The following is a 16367-nucleotide window of genomic DNA, read 5'->3' on the forward strand; positions in this document are numbered from 1 at the left end:
CCGACCAGGCGATGAACCATCTGTTTGGCGCGGTCGTTGCCGCCTTCCTGATCAAAGCCGGCGATGGCGTTTAGGAAGTCTTGAACGTCAGGCGTGTCGAAAATCTTCACGGTCATGGGGAAACCCTCTGTTTGTTATGAGTGTTGTTGTGTCATGCGAACTGGCGTGTTCTATAAGTAATTAGCTGTCGTCGTCGCGCACCGAAGAGGGGTGACGACAGAGCGGTTTGACGCTGATCTCCATATAGGGGAACAACGGCAGATTGCTGACTAGCTCTTGCAGTTCAGCGTTGTCTTCCACATCAAAAATGCTGACATTCGAGTAGCTGCCAGCCACTCGCCACAAGTGGCGCCACTTACCCTGGCGCTGTAAATCCTGTGAGTACGCCTTTTCGGTCGCTTTAATCTTTGCCGCCTGTTCTGCTGGCATATCGGCTGGCAACTTAACGGTCATCTCTACTTGAAACAGCATACGTCTCTCCTCCTGGTTCACGGGCAAACGCAACCTCTGGCTGGCACGTTGTTATTTACGTGAGTAATAAGCCAATTTATCGTCGTCTAATGTGATGCCCAGCCCCGCCCCCTGAGGCAAGTCCACCCCGAACTCGGTGTAGTTGAGGGGCTCAACAACAATGTCGTCTTTCAGCAGCAGCGGGCCGAACATTTCCGTACCCCAGGTCATTTCCGGCAGTGTGGCCCAGGCGTGCAGGGAGGCCGCCGTACCAATAGTGCCCTCTAGCAGGGTGCCGCCGTATAGGCCCACCCCAGCCGCTTGAGCAACATGGGCCAATTCCAGCACACCGTGAATACCACCGGATTTGGCAATTTTCAGGGCGAAGGCTCCACTGAACCCACCACACACAAGGTCCAGTCCATCACGGGCATCCTGTACGGCCTCATCCGCCAGCATCGGCACATTAAAGCGGTTAGCCAAACGAACTAGCCCCGCGTGCTCACGAGCGGCAATGGGCTGCTCAATGAGTTCAATACCGGCATCCTGCAATGCCTGAACACCCCTCACTGCCGTCGCTTCATCCCATGCCTGATTCACATCAACGCGGACGCTGGCGCGATCTCCCAATGCTTCTTTGATGGCCGCCACATGGCGTACGTCCTGATCGACCGGGTTGGCACCAATTTTCAGCTTAAAGTCGCAATGCCGACGCTGTTCTAAACGCAGTAGCGCCTCATCGATATCCTTGGCGGTATCACCGCTGGCCAGCGTCCAAAGTACGGGTAGGTGCTCTTGGCAAGCTCCGCCGAGCAGGTTGGCGACACTCAAACCCAAACGCTTGCCCTGAGCATCCAACAGCGCTGTTTCCAGCGCCGATTTGGCGATCATATTGCCCCGGGTATGCCGATTGAGACGGCGACGTAGTTGGTGAATGTTGTTAGAGGGCTGGCCGATCAGCAGAGGTGCCAGATAGGTATCAATATTGCGTTTAATGCTCTCTGGACTTTCCGGGCCATAGGCAAGGCCACCAATAGTGGTCCCTTCACCTAACCCTTCGATACCGTCGGAGTGGCGCATACGTACAATGACCATGGTCTGGCAGGCCATGGTGGTCATGGAAAGCTTATGAGGACGAATGGTCGGTAAATCGACCAGCAGCGTCTCAATATGTTGGATGACGGTTGACATGGCAGCTCCGGCGTATGGCAATCATTTCACTGAATACCAGTTTGATTGGCGTTAGCAGACGGAACCAATATTGTTTAGGTGCCTTGCCATACCGAGAAGGTATTACCAGGCTTTGTACGAAAAGTCGGCGGGCGGTGACTAAACAAGGAAAAATCAACGAAAAAACGGTGCAGCTTAAGGCTGCACCGCCAGCAACCAGGCGGGGCAAACGCTTACGACGATTAATCAAAGGCTCCGTGAAATTGCAGGCTTATTGCCTATGTCTGCCAGCCTTTTCACTTCAGCTTTTGCGCTCGATAACACCTCACGCCCCAATGCTGTTGCGACAAAAGAATAATAGTTTCCCGTCACTTCAATCTGCGGACAGCTTCTCGACGAGAAACTCAGCGCCAACTGATAGTGCGGAGTCTCCACTTGGGCTTGTTTCCTGATTCTGGAAAAACTGCAGGAAAGCATGTTCGGCCCCCTCATATACAACCACCTTGGCCTCACCACCCACGTTATTCAGTGCTGCCACATAATCCCTGGCTTCATCCAGCAGTGGGTCCAGACTACCCACTATAATAAGAGTGGGCGGCAGGTCATGGTGATCACCCCAAAGCGGTGCCACAAGAGGGTCATAGTGGCTTGTTCCTTCCGGTACATAGGCTTCAATAACTCTGGAATTAATCTCTCTGGTAGGAAAATAGGTATCACCAAGCTCATTCCAAGAATCCGTATCCATTTTGTTACTCAGGGTCGGATACATTAGCAATTGTGCGGCTATCTTTGGGCCATCGCGGTCACGAGCAAGCATAGAGGTAGCAGCGGCTATATTGCCTCCCGCGCTGTCGCCGCTGACCGCGAGGCGCGTCCCATCACCACCAAAAGAGGGAGCATTAACTGAAGCCCAGGCAACCACCGCATACACATCTTCCAAGCCACCAGGGAATGGTGTTTCAGGTGCTAGCCGGTAATCAACGGATAGAACTGCCGCTTGCACTCGATTGGCGAGTGCGGTCATCAGTGGATCGTAAGAGTCTAAATCCCCTGCCACGAATCCTCCGCCATGCACAAAAACAATAACCGGCAGATCAGTGGTAGCAGCATGTGCCGGCAGATAAAGGCGGGTTGGAATTTCCCGGGCTGGATCCTGGGCTGCCACTGTAATATCTCGGATTTCACGCACGGGTTCTGCTACTCCGACCTCTTCAGTGGACGTGGCAAATTGCGCACGTAACTCTCTCGCGAATTCCAGGTTAGCTTCGGAAATACTTTGGGCATAGGCAGGTAATGCTACACACAAGCACAGTAAAATATGACAAGTCTTTAACAACAGCGTTTTAAGCATTACATACCTCTCATAGGTTTTGATCATCAACATGGTACCGAGTGGAGTTAGAGCGCTCTTTTAACATCACCTCATAGTGCTTCAAAACTCATTTAATCAATAGATTCTTACACTTTTTTCGAATGAATGCAGCGTCCCTCCTCGGCAGCATCAATACAGCTCAACTGTAGACTGAGAGTCAACTCTGAATAATATTTTTGCCCATTTATCAACCAATAGTTATAGATTATAATGCCAGCAATGGCTTCTCTATCTTAACAATGCGATTAAACACAGGACTTAGAGGAACGTTAAACAACCCAATCGGCAAGTTTATAGCTTGTATCTTACTTGTCTCCTTACGTTAAAAGTAAACCTGCCCTTTTAGTGCGTCTATTGCTTTAATTTCTTACCTATAATGGATGCGAGAAACCTATGAGCCAGAAAATCTCTTCAATTAACCAAGATACCTTTTACGTGCCCAGTGGGATAGTCAGCACTGTTATGCCTGACTTTATCTGCCCCCCCACGCTGCCCAAGAAAGATCACGAAGCCTACCGCTTAGCACTCAAAGGTGACGAACCCTATCGCTTGGGCGAAGACTCGCTACCACAGACAGGCACTCCCAAGGGAACACTGACCAAAGGGCATCATGTCAGTAAGGCTATATACCCAGGTGTCGCTCGCGATTACTGGCTGTATGTTCCGGCCCAATACTCTCCAAAGCAGCCAGCGAACCTCATTGTTTTTCAGGATGGTGGATTTTATCTCGGGCCTGAAATGCAGGCTAATAACGTGTTGGACAACCTGATTCATTCGGCAGAAATACCCCCAACCATCGCGCTGTTTGTTCAACCAGGAGATAAAGGCCCGGGTACTCCGATTTTGGGTGGAAATGACAATCGCAGTATTGAGTATGACCCTATTAACGGGGACTACGCTCGCTATCTAGAGGAAGAGCTACTGGTTGAAATCGAAAAAGAGCATGTTTTGACGCAAGATCCTCGTCGCCGGGCAGCGGTTGGCATCAGTTCAGGTGGCATCTGTGCATTTACACTTGCCTGGATGCGCCCCGACCTGTTTGGCGGGGTGATCAGTCACTGTGGCAGCTTCATGGATATACGTGGTGGGCATAACTACCCCTTCTTGATACGCAAAAATGAGCAAAAAGATATCAAGGTATTCCTGCAAACGGGCCAGAAAGATATCAATGGCATTTTTGGTGATATTCGACTGGCAAACCAGGCGATGGCCGCTGCACTGGAGTATCGTGAGTATGATTTTCACTTCGAATTTGGCGAAGGTGGCCACAACCTGATGCATGGCGGCGCCATTTTTCCTGATACGCTGCGTTGGTTGTGGTCAGGTACTGGCCCCTATGCCGAAAAAAAGCCCTATAAATGATGCGTGATTGACAACAAAAGGATGATATGGAACCCGTCTTACTGAACCCAGATATGGAGTGACAGCCCCCTGCCTGGTAACCGCTGGAGCGCGCACCGCTTAGTAGCAAACTGGTAACTGCCTCGTTCGTGTGGCATGGTTTCCTCCTACCTGCGATACCCGGCTTGGGTAATAAAGCTGTCTTTACTTATTTTGACTGGCCCATGACTGAAACCCGAAAAGAACGACGCGATGTGGTGCGCCACCGCAATACGATTCTGGACGCTGCCGAGCGTGTTTTCGCCGAACATGGCGCCTTTGTACCTCTCGAACAAGTCGCCAAAGCTGCTGATGTGGGCCGAGCAACGCTTTACCGCCACTTTCCCGACAGGCGCGCGCTTTTCCTGGGAATCTTTGAACGCACGGTTGAGCCTATCCTGAAGGAAGGGTTTGCTCTGCCTCCTGAAGATATTCTGCTGGGGGTGGTTCATAAGCTTGCGCGTGCCGCACGTAAAAGCCCCCAGATGGAAGATGCATGGCGTATTTATGTCAGCAAAGATCCTGAGCTACAGGCTCGGCGGCACAGTTTCCTGCGCCAGTTGGAGACACCGCTCGCCGATGCCAAAGCTGCCGGAAAGGTTCGTTCCGACCTCACCCTGGAGGACCTGGTTGCCGTCCTGCGTATGGCGGTCGCCGCCCAGAGCCCCCAATTGCATGATGATAGCTATCACGAGAGACTCATGAAACTTCTGCTGGAGGGCATTGGCGGCCACCACTGATATGTAAGCGCGCCCGATCACTGGTACGTCAACAGCCCGCCATCTGCGGTGGAATCGGCTAGCCATCATTGGTCCAACTACCTTTACCCTTAGCCCTACAGAGCCATACCGCATTAGCCATCCATCCAATTTAGCGGGTGCGCCCCTCCCCTGGGCGCCCCTCCCTGGCAATGCAAACCATCCCCAGCCCCTTAAACCAGACCGTTGTTATCGTACAACGGGCATGACGGCTGCCTGTCACCCGGCCCCTTCATAGAGCATCCGAACGGCTATTGATTAAAAGTGAATCAAAATGTATAAAGTGATCAAGATCGTATCACTTAACACATCCCAGAGGCTACACACCTGAACCGCAGCTGATACTCTTCGTTGCGGCAAAAAGGTAGCGGTGGTGTGGTGCGGTCTGAGAATCAAGCTGTTGGCACTGAAATACTGAGCTTAAGTAATCCCACTATAGAAACGTGTCTCAACACGACATACCCCTGCCCCTATTCATCCAAGGAAAAAGTCCAAAATGAATACACAAAGCTTTGCCAATAAAGCATTTGCCTTCTCCCTATTCGTACTGTCGTTAATGCTTTTTGCTTACCCGATGGAAGCGCGAAGCCAGGATCGGGTCATCCTTGGTGTCGGTGCGGGGATAATGCCTGTCTATCAGGGAGCAGGGGATTACCGCGTAATGCCACTGCCTGTGATCGATATCAAGCATGGCAGGTTCTTTACCAATCTCCGTAACGGTATAGGTTTCGAGCCGATAAGAACGGAGAACATCACGATCGGCAGCAGCATCGTTTTTGTTCCGGGATATCGCAACCGCGATGTTCCAGACGGCATCGATAGCCTGTCCAGTGGCGTGGGCGGACGGCTCTTCGCAGATATACAGGCAGGCGGTTCCGTTGTTTCGTTTGGTGTGGTCAAGGTAGTTTCAGGTGGCACCGAAGGGGTCATTGCAGATGCACGTATTTCCTATCCTTTCGCACTTTCATCGCGATTCTCACTGACACCTACACTTGCCACTACCTGGGCGAACGCCAGATATAATGACCGATATTTCGGCATTACCGCTGCGGAATCTGCGGCTTCCGGTCTTCCTCAATTTTCGGCTGGCTCCGGCTTTAAAGATATCTCGGCATTACTCACGGCTTCTTACCGAATGACAGACCGGATTACGCTGAGTATGACGGGCAGCATGACATCCCTGCTCGGTGAAGTGAATGATAGCCCACTCGTGGAGGATAAGACTCAGCCCTTCGGTATGCTCACGCTAAACTACCGGATGTGAAGCGCTTAAGCAGTTACCTGGGGTGCCGCACAGGTCTGTCGCTCAACAGGGATGGGCCATAGCAAGGCGGCATTCCGGGGGATACGCTTTCACCCATAGCGGATAGTGCTCTAGAGTTAGGGGCTTGGCTTAGGGGCTTGGCAAAGCCGCTGCTTTCTCAAGAGACGCCTATCCGCCAGCAAGTGGATATTGGGATGATGTGGATCAGAGGAGCACAGCGCTCTGTGTGGGCTTTACTACTCTACCACGGCTAATGCTTATTAGTGCATCGCGGCACGTGGTTACTTCTGCAGGCGAATGGCATGCTCCTCTACATACTCAGAAAGCCCTGCTTCCCCGAACTCACGGCCAATGCCACTATGCTTAATGCCACCAAACGGCATGCGTAGATCCAGTGATTCGAAGGAGTGGCTGTTAATAAAGGTGCTGCCCGCCTCAATTCGGGAAGCCAGTTGCATGCCACGCTCACTGTCCGAGGTCCAGACAGAGGAACCCAACCCGTACTCGGTATCATTCGCCCATTCGATCACCTGTTCCTCGTCATCATAGGCAATGATGGGGATTACCGGGCCAAACTGCTCGCAACAGCTTACATGGTCAGTGTGCGACGCTCCAATCACCACATGCGGCAACACATAATAGCCATCATTGCTATCGACACCATCGGCCATACGCCCCAATTCAACCACCTGGGCCGCAGATGCCTTTGCGGTATCAATCAGCTTGAGCACATTCTGGTATTGAGCCTCCGTTGCCAGGGGGCCAAAATTAACCTCCTCGCTCAGGCCGTGTCCCACCACAAACTCGTTCACCCGGTTACATAAGGCATCGACAAACTGATCATGCATGGCACGCGGCACATAGATTCGCTTAACGGCAAAGCAGATCTGACCGGAGCGTGCAAAGATACCGGGAAGCATACGATCCAGCGTCTTTTCAATATTGGCGTCGTCCAGCACAATCGCCGGATCATTACCTCCCAGCTCCAGCGTAAGGTTCTTGATCGACTCGGCGGTGCTTTTTATAACCGCACGCGCCGTCGCGGTACCACCGGTAAACCCAACTTTACGCACCAGCGGATGGGTGGTCAGCATTTCACCCACCTCAACGTCACCATGCACCACATTGATGACCCCAGGGGGAAAGGCTGCAGCCATACGTTGCAGTGCAATGGTTAGTGCTGCAGACGCAAAGGGGGAAGGCTTCAACACCAGAGTATTACCCGTCACCAGGGCCGGAGCCAGCTTCATCATCGTTAACACAACAGGCATATTCCAGGGAACAATCGCGGCCACAACGCCCCTTGGCTGTTTTTCAATACGAATCGTACATTGTTCGTCATCAATATTAACCGGCTCAAGGAAGGCTTCAGCCAGGCTCGCCGTATGCTGAAGTACACTTTTGCCAAGGGCAAAATCGGTCTGAGCTTCCCAAAGCACACCACCATGCTCACGTACCAGTAACGGCGCCAGCTCTTCTGCGCATTCACTCAGTATCTCGCCTGCGTTCATCATCATGTCAATACGTGCTTTCGGCTCAGCTTTTCTCCACGAAAGATAAGCCTTGTGCGCAGCCTGAATGGCTAGCTCAGCATCATCGACCGTGCCTATCGCTACATTCGCCACAACGTCCGAGAGCTTCCCCGGATCGAGATGGCTGCGATACTCGCTGGCGTCTTTTATTTCACCATCAATAAAGTGGCCAATTTTGACAACATTTCCTTTGGCAATCGTCATGTCGGCTTCCTTTCTATTTAACTGTCAGGGGGGGGTAACTTAGCTATATCAAAAGGTTACTCGAACCTTACGATAGGCTTAATCACAATCCCCTTTTTGGAGTCTTCAAAGCCTTGGTTGATATCATCAAGGGAATAAAACTTAACCAGCTTGTCAAATGGGAAACGGCCTTGCTTCCACAGTTTGACTAAGCGAGGAATAAACTCCTGCGGTATGGAGCTACCCTGCACGACTGTCTTAAACGTCCACCCTTTCACAAGAGAGGCGCCTACTTCAAATGGAACTTCCGTGCCAGGAGCTGCTGCGCCCACCAATACGAGAACACCCCGAATCCCCAGCGTTTCGGCGGCTTTCTTCGTTACCGCGGGAATCGCTGTTGTGTCGATAGCGTACTGAACTCCTTCCCCATCAGTCATCGCCTTGATTTCTTCGGCAACGTCGCTATTGCTGGAGTTAATGACATGCGTTGCACCAATATCCAGTGCCAACTCCAGACGGGAGTCATGAACATCAACGGCAATCACTGTCGTGCACCCTGCAACCTTGGCCGCCATAATGGCTGCTGAGCCAACAGCCCCTACACCAAAGACAACTAATGATGACCCGGCTTCTGGTTTGATTTCGTTGAGAACGGCACCAGCCCCCGTTTGCAGTCCACAACCCAGAGGTCCCATCAGTTCTAATGGCACATCCTTGTCAATAACCACCACGCTTTCTTCCACGACATTGGCATACGTCGCAAAGGAGGACTGCCCGAAGAAATGTGAGGAAATGGATTCGCCACAACAGGACAGGGACGTCGAACCATCCCTTCGGCGGCCACCAAAGTCCTCAGCAAAGAGGTTTTCACAATACGCCATCCGGCCAGCACGGCACTGTTTGCAGACACCACAATAAGCGGCCGAGAGTACAACGTGATCCCCCACGTTGACATTTCTGACGCCTTTACCTACTGAAATGACCACACCGGCTCCTTCATGGCCCAGCACCGCAGGCAAGGGAGTAGGGTAAACGCCATCTCTTACAATAGCGTCTGTATGGCAGATACCTGTAGCGACCATTTCCACTCTTACTTCATTATTTTGAAGCTCATCCAGTTCCAGTGTTTCAACCGTAAGCGCCTCTCCGGTATTGCGTGCTACAGCAGCCTTGATTGTGGTTGCCATTAACTCTCTCCTTTTACATTACGTTAAAAATTCGTTGCTCGTACCCTCACATCCCCCTTGGTTTTTGTTGTCAAACCCGAATGCCGTCGTCCTGACTACGTCAGGACGACTTGCAACTGTCGAGCGGCAATCACATCGTCATGTGGGTCGTGGTTCCAGAGCCAATCAAAACGGGTCTCCAGGTTTTCGATCAATTTCGTTTCGTCATCACCGATACCAACACCGGCATATTCATAGACATCCCCGGCCTCATGCGATGTTCTCTGTACCTTGCAGGTGCGGACATGGCGCACTTGTTCAAAAGCGGATAAGACATCACTCACTGTGTCGCGGTCACAATACTCATCCATCAGCAGGCTTGCCAACACATAAGCATCTTCAAGCGCCTGACCGGCTCCCGCCCCCTGGTGCGGCACCAATGCATGGGCAGCATCGCCGACAATCAATACCCGGTCACGATGGTAACGGGCCAGCTCAGGTAACTCATGTAGTGCCCAACGTGTTGGTGCGGGGATACGCTCCAGAATTGCCTGGCAGGCCGGGCTCCAGCCGGCGAAAACCTCCAGCATTTCCTGCTGGCTAACGGTTTGCACCCACTCTTCACCTTCACTCAGCTTGGGATACGGTGTAGAGCGGTCAGTAATAAACGCAACAACGTTAATCAACTGCGATTGCTTAACCGGAAAGGTCAGAATATGACGGTCTTGTCCTAAATACATCTGAGGCACCAGCGCCAGGCGCTTATCGCTGCCTTTAGCCTCTAGGGCCGCCTCCAGTTCCGCAGTGGGGATCATACCGCGGTAGGCATAAGTACCACTCCAGACCGGATTTATTTCGCCATACTGCTCGGGGGGCAAGACATGGTGACGCACTGCTGATTTGATACCGTCAAAGCCAATGATCACATCGCCGGTAAAATGGCTACCATCGTCGAAGTAGGCCGTTGCACTATTGGTATCCTGCTGCACCTCAATACAGCGCTTGCCGAAGTGAGCAATGCCCTCAGGCAGGTTGGCAACAATGGCATCCAGAAAATCAGCCCGGTGTACCGAAGATTGGCCAACGCCTGGCGCCAGGCTGGCTGTCAGGTATTCATCATCAGTACCACGACGCCACTCAAACCAGACATCCTCAAAGGGGGCTGGGGAGTGGTCGGCAATACGCTGATACGAGGTTTCCAGACCCAGCCGCTGAATCGCCTTCACCGCATTAGGGCCAAAAGAGACGCCAGCCCCAATTTCGGAAAACTGCGGCGCGGCTTCGAAAAGCTGTACATCCAGGTGGCTATCACGGGACAGCGCAACAGCAAAGGCCACGCCGCCAATACCACCACCTACAATACCAATAGAAAGACGCTTGTGCTGGGTGCTTTTCACAGCATTGTTGTTAATTTTCATGGTTTCACTCTGCTCAGGGAATTATGGTTATCATGTTAAGCATCACGCTCCTGCCTAACGCTATTCGCGTAAACAGGCAGCCACCACACAACCCCTTTCATTCAGACTATAAACATCACTAATAACAGTATGAAAACAAATGGTTGAGAGCACATCCCTTCAAAGGCCTCCACTATTGTCGTACACCCAACAAGGCGTTCACTGATGGTGCAACTTGTCGATATTGACCTTAACCTGCTGGTGGTCTTTGACCTGCTTTATCAGGAGAAAAATACTCAGCGGGTTGCCGTACGTTTAGGCATCACTCAACCAGCAGTGAGCCATGCATTGAAGCGTTTACGACGCTTGCTGGATGACGAACTCTTCGAACGCACCTCTCATGGGCTACAGCCAACGCCACGTGCGAGCCAGTTGCACCCAGGCATAGCCGATGCGTTAGTAAGGATGAATGACACACTGAACCTGAGCGATGACTTCAACCCCGCACTGAGTGAACGCACATTTCATCTCAATATGACCGATATTGGTGAAATCGTGTTTCTGCCACGCTTACTACGCCGCCTTGCGAAAGAGGCCCCTGGCGTTTCACTCAGTACCGTACGTCGCCACGATAATGATCTGAAACACGAGATGGAGGAGGGGCAGATTGATCTGGCCGTTGGCCTGATACCACAGCTTGGTGCTGGTTTTTACCAGCAACGGCTGTTTGTGCAGCGCTATATTTGCCTGATGCGCGATGACCACCCCCTCGCCGCAGGGAATTTTAGCCTGGAAGACTTTCGCACAGCCCCCCACGCCGTGGTGGTTGCCCAGGGCACTGGTCATGGCATTATCGAAGAGCAACTGGCACACGCCGGCATTGAGCGCCCGGTTCGGCTGACACTACCGCATTTTGCAGCGGTTCCCTATATTGTCAGCAGCAGCGACTTAGTGGTGACGGTCACCAGCAAGCTGGCCGAGGCGACACAAGCGCGTTTTGGACTCACCGTTCGTGAGCACCCTTTCGCTTTCCCCGACATTCCCATCAACCTCTTCTGGCACCGCCGCTTTCACCAAGACCCCGGCAACCGCTGGTTGCGGGGGCTTATGTTTGAGATGTTCTCCGAGTAGTGCTCTCATGCAGCGCCACCATCAGTACGCCTTACCTGGCACTATCACGGGACCAATAGAACATGCCAGATGCCTTGTTCAATATAGTGGCCGATAACTGTTCATCGCTGGGCCTGCCAGCCAAGCCATAACATACATGCAGGGGCAGCAGGTGCTCTTCCCTGGGATGGCAGAAGCGTGCATAGGGTGCGCGATCCCAATTAGCCAGGCGACGGCTGCGCTCTGCTTCGTCGATGTCTGGGCTGGCACAGGTATTCACTAACCACTCTTCAAAGGCCTGATTTTTTGCCTGGCTCTCTTGGGTAATAGGGCTAAAGAATTCCCGCATGTTGTGAAATGAAAAACCAGAGCCAATCACCAATAGGTTCTCTCGTTGCAGAGATTTGAGTGCTCGGCCAATGGCGAGATGCGTATCAGCGCTGAGGTTGTTCACCAGCGAGAGCTGGACACACGGAATATCAGCCTCCGGGTACATAATTTTGAGCGGCACGAACACACCATGGTCAAACCCCCGGTTGGCATCTAGCTGGGCCGGGATGCCGGCGTTTTCAAGTGCCTGGCTCACCTGTTGCGCCAACTCCGGTTCACCGGGGCAGGGATACTGAATTTGATAGGCTGCCGGTGGAAAGCCCCCGTAGTCATAGATCAACCCAGGGGTGGCGCCTGACGTGATCGTAGGCACAGGCGCTTCCCAATGAGCGCTGATCACCAAAATAGCAGACGGTTTGCTAATGGCGTTTGCAATACCTGTCAGCGAATCGACCATTTCCTGGTGATCTGGGTCGCCCAGCAAGGGCAGCGGTCCTCCGCCGTGTGAGAGAAAAAGGATATCTGGAGCTGTGTTCATGGTCATTTTTCCAGTCAGTGAGTAAGGTTTCGTACCTAATAGAGCGCAGCAGTTAAACTATTAACCTAAGAACTACAGAGATGCTGGGCCTACCGGCACAATGCCGCTGGGGTTCAGTGCTTTGATTGAGTAGTACCCCGCTTTGATGTGTTCGATATTGACCGTGTCGGCGATGCCATTAATCGCCTTGATCCGATGCATATAAGCATGCAGGTGTGGCATGGCCTTCAGCGTATTCCGATTGCATTTAAATAGCCCGTGATAGGCAGCATCAAACCTTATCAAGGTCACAAACAGCCGCACATCGGTCTCTGTGAGTTGTTCGCCAAACAGATAAGAGCGCCCGTCTGACAAACGCTTTTCAAGCTCATCCAGGGTCAGAAACACCTTGTGATACGCCTCTTCATACGCCAGCTGAGTTGAAGCAAACCCTGCCTGGTAAACACCGTTATTAAGGTTTCTATAAATAACCTCGTTCAAGGCATCGATTTCATCGGCTAAATCAGCCGGGTATAAATTTGGCCCCGGTTGACCAAACTCCTCAAAAGCGCTGTTGAGCATGCGCAGGATATCGGCTGACTCGTTATTGACAATGGTGTGTGTTTTCTTGTCCCACAAAACAGGAACCGTTGCTCGCCCGGTGTAGGTTGGGTCGGCTTGTGAATACAGCTCATGCAGATAACGGGCTCCGTTAAGGCGGTCTTCATCAGCACCAGGATAACCACCGAACTGCCAGCCGTTATCGGATAACCGGGGATTCACCACCGTCACGCTGATCAGATCCGTTAGCCCCTTCAGCTGGCGCACCATGAGCGTGCGGGAAGCCCAGGGGCAGATATAAGCGACATAGAGATGATAGCGGCCTTTTTCTGCTTTAAAGCCACCTTGACCGGTTACTCCTGGCGAACCGTCTGGCGTGATCCAATGGCGAAACGACGATGACTGGCGAATAAACCGCCCCTCTTCGTCTTTGGCCTGAACAGGGTGCCAGTTTTCCTGCCATATTCCGTTAACCAACATGTTCGTCTCCCCCGTTTCACAACAAGCTCCGTCAATACTGACGGAGCGATCAATATGTTGAAGAGTTATTAGCGGCTATGAAATAAGCGTGGCTGCAGCGCTTTATCGACTGACAAACGCCCTGCTCCCTGGATGGCTAACGCGACAATGGCAGCGAAAAGCGTTAACGCGTATTCGTACCCGTTGTTAGTGAGGAACAGGCCGTTATCAAAGTGAACGCTGAAAATGGCGACCAGCATAGTGAAGGCCGAAACAACCGCCGCCGGGCGTGTCAGAAGCCCCAGGAATAAAGCAATGCCTCCAAAAAACTCGGCGCTTCCTGCCAATAATGCCATGGCATAACCTGGTTCCAGACCAATGCTGCTCATCCATTGTCCGGTACCTGTCAAACCATAGCCTCCGAACCAACCAAACAATTTTTGTGCCCCATGTGCCGCTAAAATCAGGCCGACCGGGACTCTCAAAGCCAGGGCCGCGTATCCACCAGTAGAGCCAAACAATGCGTGTGAGAATTGCTTCTTCATGAGAGTGTCCTTAAGTAGTGTAATATCGTTTGTTCAGAAATCTGTGTCTTGCTGTTGGATGAACTTTACTCTCGTCGTTAAGAAACAATAAGGCCGGACATGTTGCATAATTAACAACAAAATGTTGATAATCTTCCTACCAATAACCAAAGAGTAAACCGAATGGATCGTATTGACGCCATGCGGGCCTTCGTCAACGTGGTTAATGCAGGAACTTTCACCCAGGCCGCCGCGCGACTTGATATGTCGCCTCAGTTAGTCAGCAAATATGTATCCCAGCTGGAAGAGCGCCTTGGCGTGCGTCTTTTGAACCGTACAACCCGCAAAGTACATCTCACGGAAGCGGGTATGCGTTACTTTGAACATGCCCAGCAGGTGCTTGACGATATCGACGATATGGATCGTCAGCTAAATGACTTGCAGGAGGGTGCCCGGGGACGTTTGCGAATCAGTGCCCCTGTATCCTTTGCGATACTGCACCTGGCACCACTGCTTACTGACTTTCAACGCGCACACCCAGCCGTTAGCATTGACTTACAGCTGAACGATAGAAAAGTTGATATTGTGGAGGAAGGCTTTGATATTGCGTTGCGTATTGGGCATTTGAAAAGCTCTTCCCTGATCGCCAAATTTATCGCCCCTGTACGCTTGGTGATATGCGCCTCACCTGATTATCTAGCCCGCCACGGCACGCCCATGGCCCTCAGCGAGCTGCAAAAACATCGATATCTGCGCTACAGCTATATGGATCACGATATAGGGCTGCCCACCACGGAGTGGCTCCAGGCAGCCGGACGGCATCAAGAGGGAGACCTGATCAGTAATAATGGTGATGTGCTCAGCAAAGCAGCGATCGAAGGGGCAGGTATTGCCATTCAACCGACGTTCATTGCAGGTGAGGCAATCGCCAGGGGCCAACTGAAAGTGATTCTTCCTGAGAGCGAACCCAGCCCTTTAGGTCTTTATGCTGTTTACGCACACCGCAAATTATTAGCGAGCAAGGTACGCTGCTTTATCGACTTTTTAGACGGCTATTTCGGAGACCCGCCCTACTGGGACAATTTCGAAACCAGCAAATAACATCCGCTTGTTAGCTATCGCTTTCATATAGTGTGTCGTGTAAGTCCGCTCGGTCAAACAGGATCACTTACCATGAGCAGTCCGGTTTTTTCTGGTAATCCACGTGCCATTGTCCATTTTGTGGCCGTTGCCAAAGCGGGAAGCTTTACTGCTGCGGCCAATGAACTGGGCATTTCGAAATCGGCACTAGGGAAAAGCATCTCCAAGCTGGAGCAGCAATTAGCAACAAAATTACTTTACAGGACCACGCGCAAACTAAGTCTCACAACGGAAGGGGAAGCTTATTTTTCCAGTTGCCAAAGCGCCCTGGACACACTTCAGGCGGCAGAAGCATCGCTACGTTCCAAGCTAGCCGAGCCGTCCGGTACGGTTCGGATTGATATGCCCGCCGCTTTTGGTCGTTCGGTGATGATGCCTATTTTACTGGGGATGGCCGAACGTTATCCGCATCTGAAACTCACCATCACCTTCAATGACCGCATCATTGACCCACTGGATGCCGGGTTTGATCTCGCTATCCGTTATGGGGCGCTAAAAGACAGTACCGACCTGGTAGCCAAACGGCTTAATGACCAGCATCTCGTGCTTTGTGCATCGCCCAGCTATCTTGAGCACTATGGGTACCCTCAGAATGCACGGGAACTCAGACAACACCGCTGCTTAATGGCTTGGCGGGGCGGCACACCGTTGAGTTGGTTAATCAAAGACGAAGACGGCCGGGAAGTGCGCTTCAACCCCACCCCCTTCCATCAAATAAGTGATGGCGATGCCATGATTGAGGCCTGTATGGCGGGGGCGGGAATCGTACAGTTTCCAGAGGCGTTACTGCGGCCTTTTATCGACCAGGGCAGGTTGGTAACGATCCTCTCTGAACTGGCCCCCTCACCCACCGAACTGAATGTCATTTGGCCACGCTCATACCAGCTCCTACCCAGCGTTCGCTTTATTATCGACGAACTGGTTGCACTGGCAGGGCAGAATGCCTTCGGCTGATTGTCGAGTTTAATTCCACTCTGAATCGGATTGTAGTGTGTTTATCAACCTTTGGGGTAGGACTAAACTGCATTCTTGAGCTGCTAGCTCAACGAAGCCT

The 16367-nt window shown here is 52.1% G+C and carries 15 protein-coding genes; 6 read left to right on the forward strand and 9 right to left on the reverse strand.

Going from position 1 to position 16367, the window contains the following annotated elements:
* Positions 1-180: 180 nt before the first annotated feature.
* The 3 genes from catC to HP566_RS14835 form a co-directional block, all read right to left on the reverse strand.
* Entirely contained in the window at positions 181-471 is a 291-nt protein-coding gene (catC, locus tag HP566_RS14825) for a muconolactone Delta-isomerase (protein WP_249978052.1), read from the reverse strand.
* Positions 472-522: 51 nt separating this feature from the next.
* A complete protein-coding gene (locus HP566_RS14830) occupies positions 523-1641 on the reverse strand; it encodes a muconate/chloromuconate family cycloisomerase (protein WP_249978053.1) in 1119 nt (372 codons plus the stop codon).
* Between the two features lie 352 nt (positions 1642-1993).
* Positions 1994-2971, reverse strand: a complete 978-nt coding sequence (locus tag HP566_RS14835) for an alpha/beta hydrolase (protein WP_249978054.1) — start codon at positions 2969-2971, stop codon at positions 1994-1996.
* A gap of 414 nt (positions 2972-3385) precedes the next feature.
* On the opposite strand from HP566_RS14835, the gene HP566_RS14840 reads away from it, so the two are divergent.
* The 3 genes from HP566_RS14840 (at position 3386) to HP566_RS14850 (ending at position 6394) form a co-directional block, all read left to right on the forward strand.
* Complete coding sequence (locus HP566_RS14840) at positions 3386-4354, forward strand: alpha/beta hydrolase (RefSeq protein ID WP_249978055.1); 969 nt, start codon at positions 3386-3388, stop codon at positions 4352-4354.
* Between the two features lie 203 nt (positions 4355-4557).
* A complete protein-coding gene (locus HP566_RS14845; RefSeq protein ID WP_249978056.1) occupies positions 4558-5112 on the forward strand; it encodes a TetR/AcrR family transcriptional regulator in 555 nt (184 codons plus the stop codon).
* A gap of 514 nt (positions 5113-5626) precedes the next feature.
* On the forward strand, positions 5627-6394 hold the full coding sequence (locus HP566_RS14850) for a MipA/OmpV family protein (RefSeq protein ID WP_249978057.1): 768 nt from the start codon (positions 5627-5629) through the stop codon (positions 6392-6394).
* A gap of 281 nt (positions 6395-6675) precedes the next feature.
* Here HP566_RS14850 and HP566_RS14855 read toward each other — a convergent pair whose 3' ends face one another.
* From HP566_RS14855 to salA, 3 genes are all read right to left on the reverse strand, one after another.
* Positions 6676-8130, reverse strand: a complete 1455-nt coding sequence (locus tag HP566_RS14855) for an aldehyde dehydrogenase family protein (protein ID WP_249978058.1) — start codon at positions 8128-8130, stop codon at positions 6676-6678.
* 56 nt (positions 8131-8186) lie between these two features.
* Complete coding sequence (locus tag HP566_RS14860; protein ID WP_249978059.1) at positions 8187-9296, reverse strand: NAD(P)-dependent alcohol dehydrogenase; 1110 nt, start codon at positions 9294-9296, stop codon at positions 8187-8189.
* Between the two features lie 95 nt (positions 9297-9391).
* Positions 9392-10693 (reverse strand): salicylate 1-monooxygenase, encoded by a 1302-nt coding sequence (gene salA, locus HP566_RS14865; RefSeq protein WP_249978060.1) that lies wholly within the window; start codon positions 10691-10693, stop codon positions 9392-9394.
* Between the two features lie 204 nt (positions 10694-10897).
* On the opposite strand from salA, the gene HP566_RS14870 reads away from it, so the two are divergent.
* The gene (locus HP566_RS14870; protein WP_249978061.1) at positions 10898-11803 is read left to right on the forward strand and encodes a LysR family transcriptional regulator; all 906 of its coding nucleotides are present in this window, start codon (positions 10898-10900) and stop codon (positions 11801-11803) included.
* A gap of 31 nt (positions 11804-11834) precedes the next feature.
* Here HP566_RS14870 and HP566_RS14875 read toward each other — a convergent pair whose 3' ends face one another.
* From HP566_RS14875 to HP566_RS14885, 3 genes are all read right to left on the reverse strand, one after another.
* Positions 11835-12650: a DODA-type extradiol aromatic ring-opening family dioxygenase gene (locus HP566_RS14875; protein WP_249978062.1), complete on the reverse strand. Its 816-nt coding sequence runs from the start codon at positions 12648-12650 to the stop codon at positions 11835-11837.
* Between the two features lie 72 nt (positions 12651-12722).
* A complete protein-coding gene (locus HP566_RS14880; protein ID WP_249978063.1) occupies positions 12723-13670 on the reverse strand; it encodes a glutathione S-transferase family protein in 948 nt (315 codons plus the stop codon).
* A 68-nt stretch (positions 13671-13738) separates the two neighbouring features.
* Positions 13739-14194, reverse strand: a complete 456-nt coding sequence (locus tag HP566_RS14885; RefSeq protein ID WP_249978064.1) for a DoxX family protein — start codon at positions 14192-14194, stop codon at positions 13739-13741.
* Between the two features lie 162 nt (positions 14195-14356).
* Between HP566_RS14885 and HP566_RS14890 the strand changes: the two genes are divergently transcribed.
* The gene (locus tag HP566_RS14890) at positions 14357-15274 is read left to right on the forward strand and encodes a LysR family transcriptional regulator (protein WP_249978065.1); all 918 of its coding nucleotides are present in this window, start codon (positions 14357-14359) and stop codon (positions 15272-15274) included.
* A gap of 72 nt (positions 15275-15346) precedes the next feature.
* Positions 15347-16267, forward strand: coding sequence for a LysR family transcriptional regulator (locus tag HP566_RS14895; RefSeq protein WP_249978066.1), 921 nt, complete (start codon positions 15347-15349; stop codon positions 16265-16267).
* The last annotated feature ends 100 nt before the right edge of the window (positions 16268-16367 follow it).

It is taken from the genome of Vreelandella olivaria, from assembly GCF_023507745.1.
Classification (GTDB): domain Bacteria; phylum Pseudomonadota; class Gammaproteobacteria; order Pseudomonadales; family Halomonadaceae; genus Vreelandella; species Vreelandella olivaria_A.

What these genes read in the sequence shown, in the direction of transcription:
- catC (WP_249978052.1), bottom strand. Translation starts at nt 471, where the DNA reads ATGCTGTTTCAAGTAGAGATGACCGTTAAGTTGCCAGCCGATATGCCA.
- HP566_RS14830 (WP_249978053.1), bottom strand. Translation starts at nt 1,641, where the DNA reads ATGTCAACCGTCATCCAACATATTGAGACGCTGCTGGTCGATTTACCG.
- HP566_RS14835 (WP_249978054.1), bottom strand. Translation starts at nt 2,971, where the DNA reads ATGCTTAAAACGCTGTTGTTAAAGACTTGTCATATTTTACTGTGCTTG.
- HP566_RS14840 (WP_249978055.1), top strand. Translation starts at nt 3,386, where the DNA reads ATGAGCCAGAAAATCTCTTCAATTAACCAAGATACCTTTTACGTGCCC.
- HP566_RS14845 (WP_249978056.1), top strand. Translation starts at nt 4,558, where the DNA reads ATGACTGAAACCCGAAAAGAACGACGCGATGTGGTGCGCCACCGCAAT.
- HP566_RS14850 (WP_249978057.1), top strand. Translation starts at nt 5,627, where the DNA reads ATGAATACACAAAGCTTTGCCAATAAAGCATTTGCCTTCTCCCTATTC.
- HP566_RS14855 (WP_249978058.1), bottom strand. Translation starts at nt 8,130, where the DNA reads ATGACGATTGCCAAAGGAAATGTTGTCAAAATTGGCCACTTTATTGAT.
- HP566_RS14860 (WP_249978059.1), bottom strand. Translation starts at nt 9,296, where the DNA reads ATGGCAACCACAATCAAGGCTGCTGTAGCACGCAATACCGGAGAGGCG.
- salA (WP_249978060.1), bottom strand. Translation starts at nt 10,693, where the DNA reads ATGAAAATTAACAACAATGCTGTGAAAAGCACCCAGCACAAGCGTCTT.
- HP566_RS14870 (WP_249978061.1), top strand. Translation starts at nt 10,898, where the DNA reads ATGGTGCAACTTGTCGATATTGACCTTAACCTGCTGGTGGTCTTTGAC.
- HP566_RS14875 (WP_249978062.1), bottom strand. Translation starts at nt 12,650, where the DNA reads ATGAACACAGCTCCAGATATCCTTTTTCTCTCACACGGCGGAGGACCG.
- HP566_RS14880 (WP_249978063.1), bottom strand. Translation starts at nt 13,670, where the DNA reads ATGTTGGTTAACGGAATATGGCAGGAAAACTGGCACCCTGTTCAGGCC.
- HP566_RS14885 (WP_249978064.1), bottom strand. Translation starts at nt 14,194, where the DNA reads ATGAAGAAGCAATTCTCACACGCATTGTTTGGCTCTACTGGTGGATAC.
- HP566_RS14890 (WP_249978065.1), top strand. Translation starts at nt 14,357, where the DNA reads ATGGATCGTATTGACGCCATGCGGGCCTTCGTCAACGTGGTTAATGCA.
- HP566_RS14895 (WP_249978066.1), top strand. Translation starts at nt 15,347, where the DNA reads ATGAGCAGTCCGGTTTTTTCTGGTAATCCACGTGCCATTGTCCATTTT.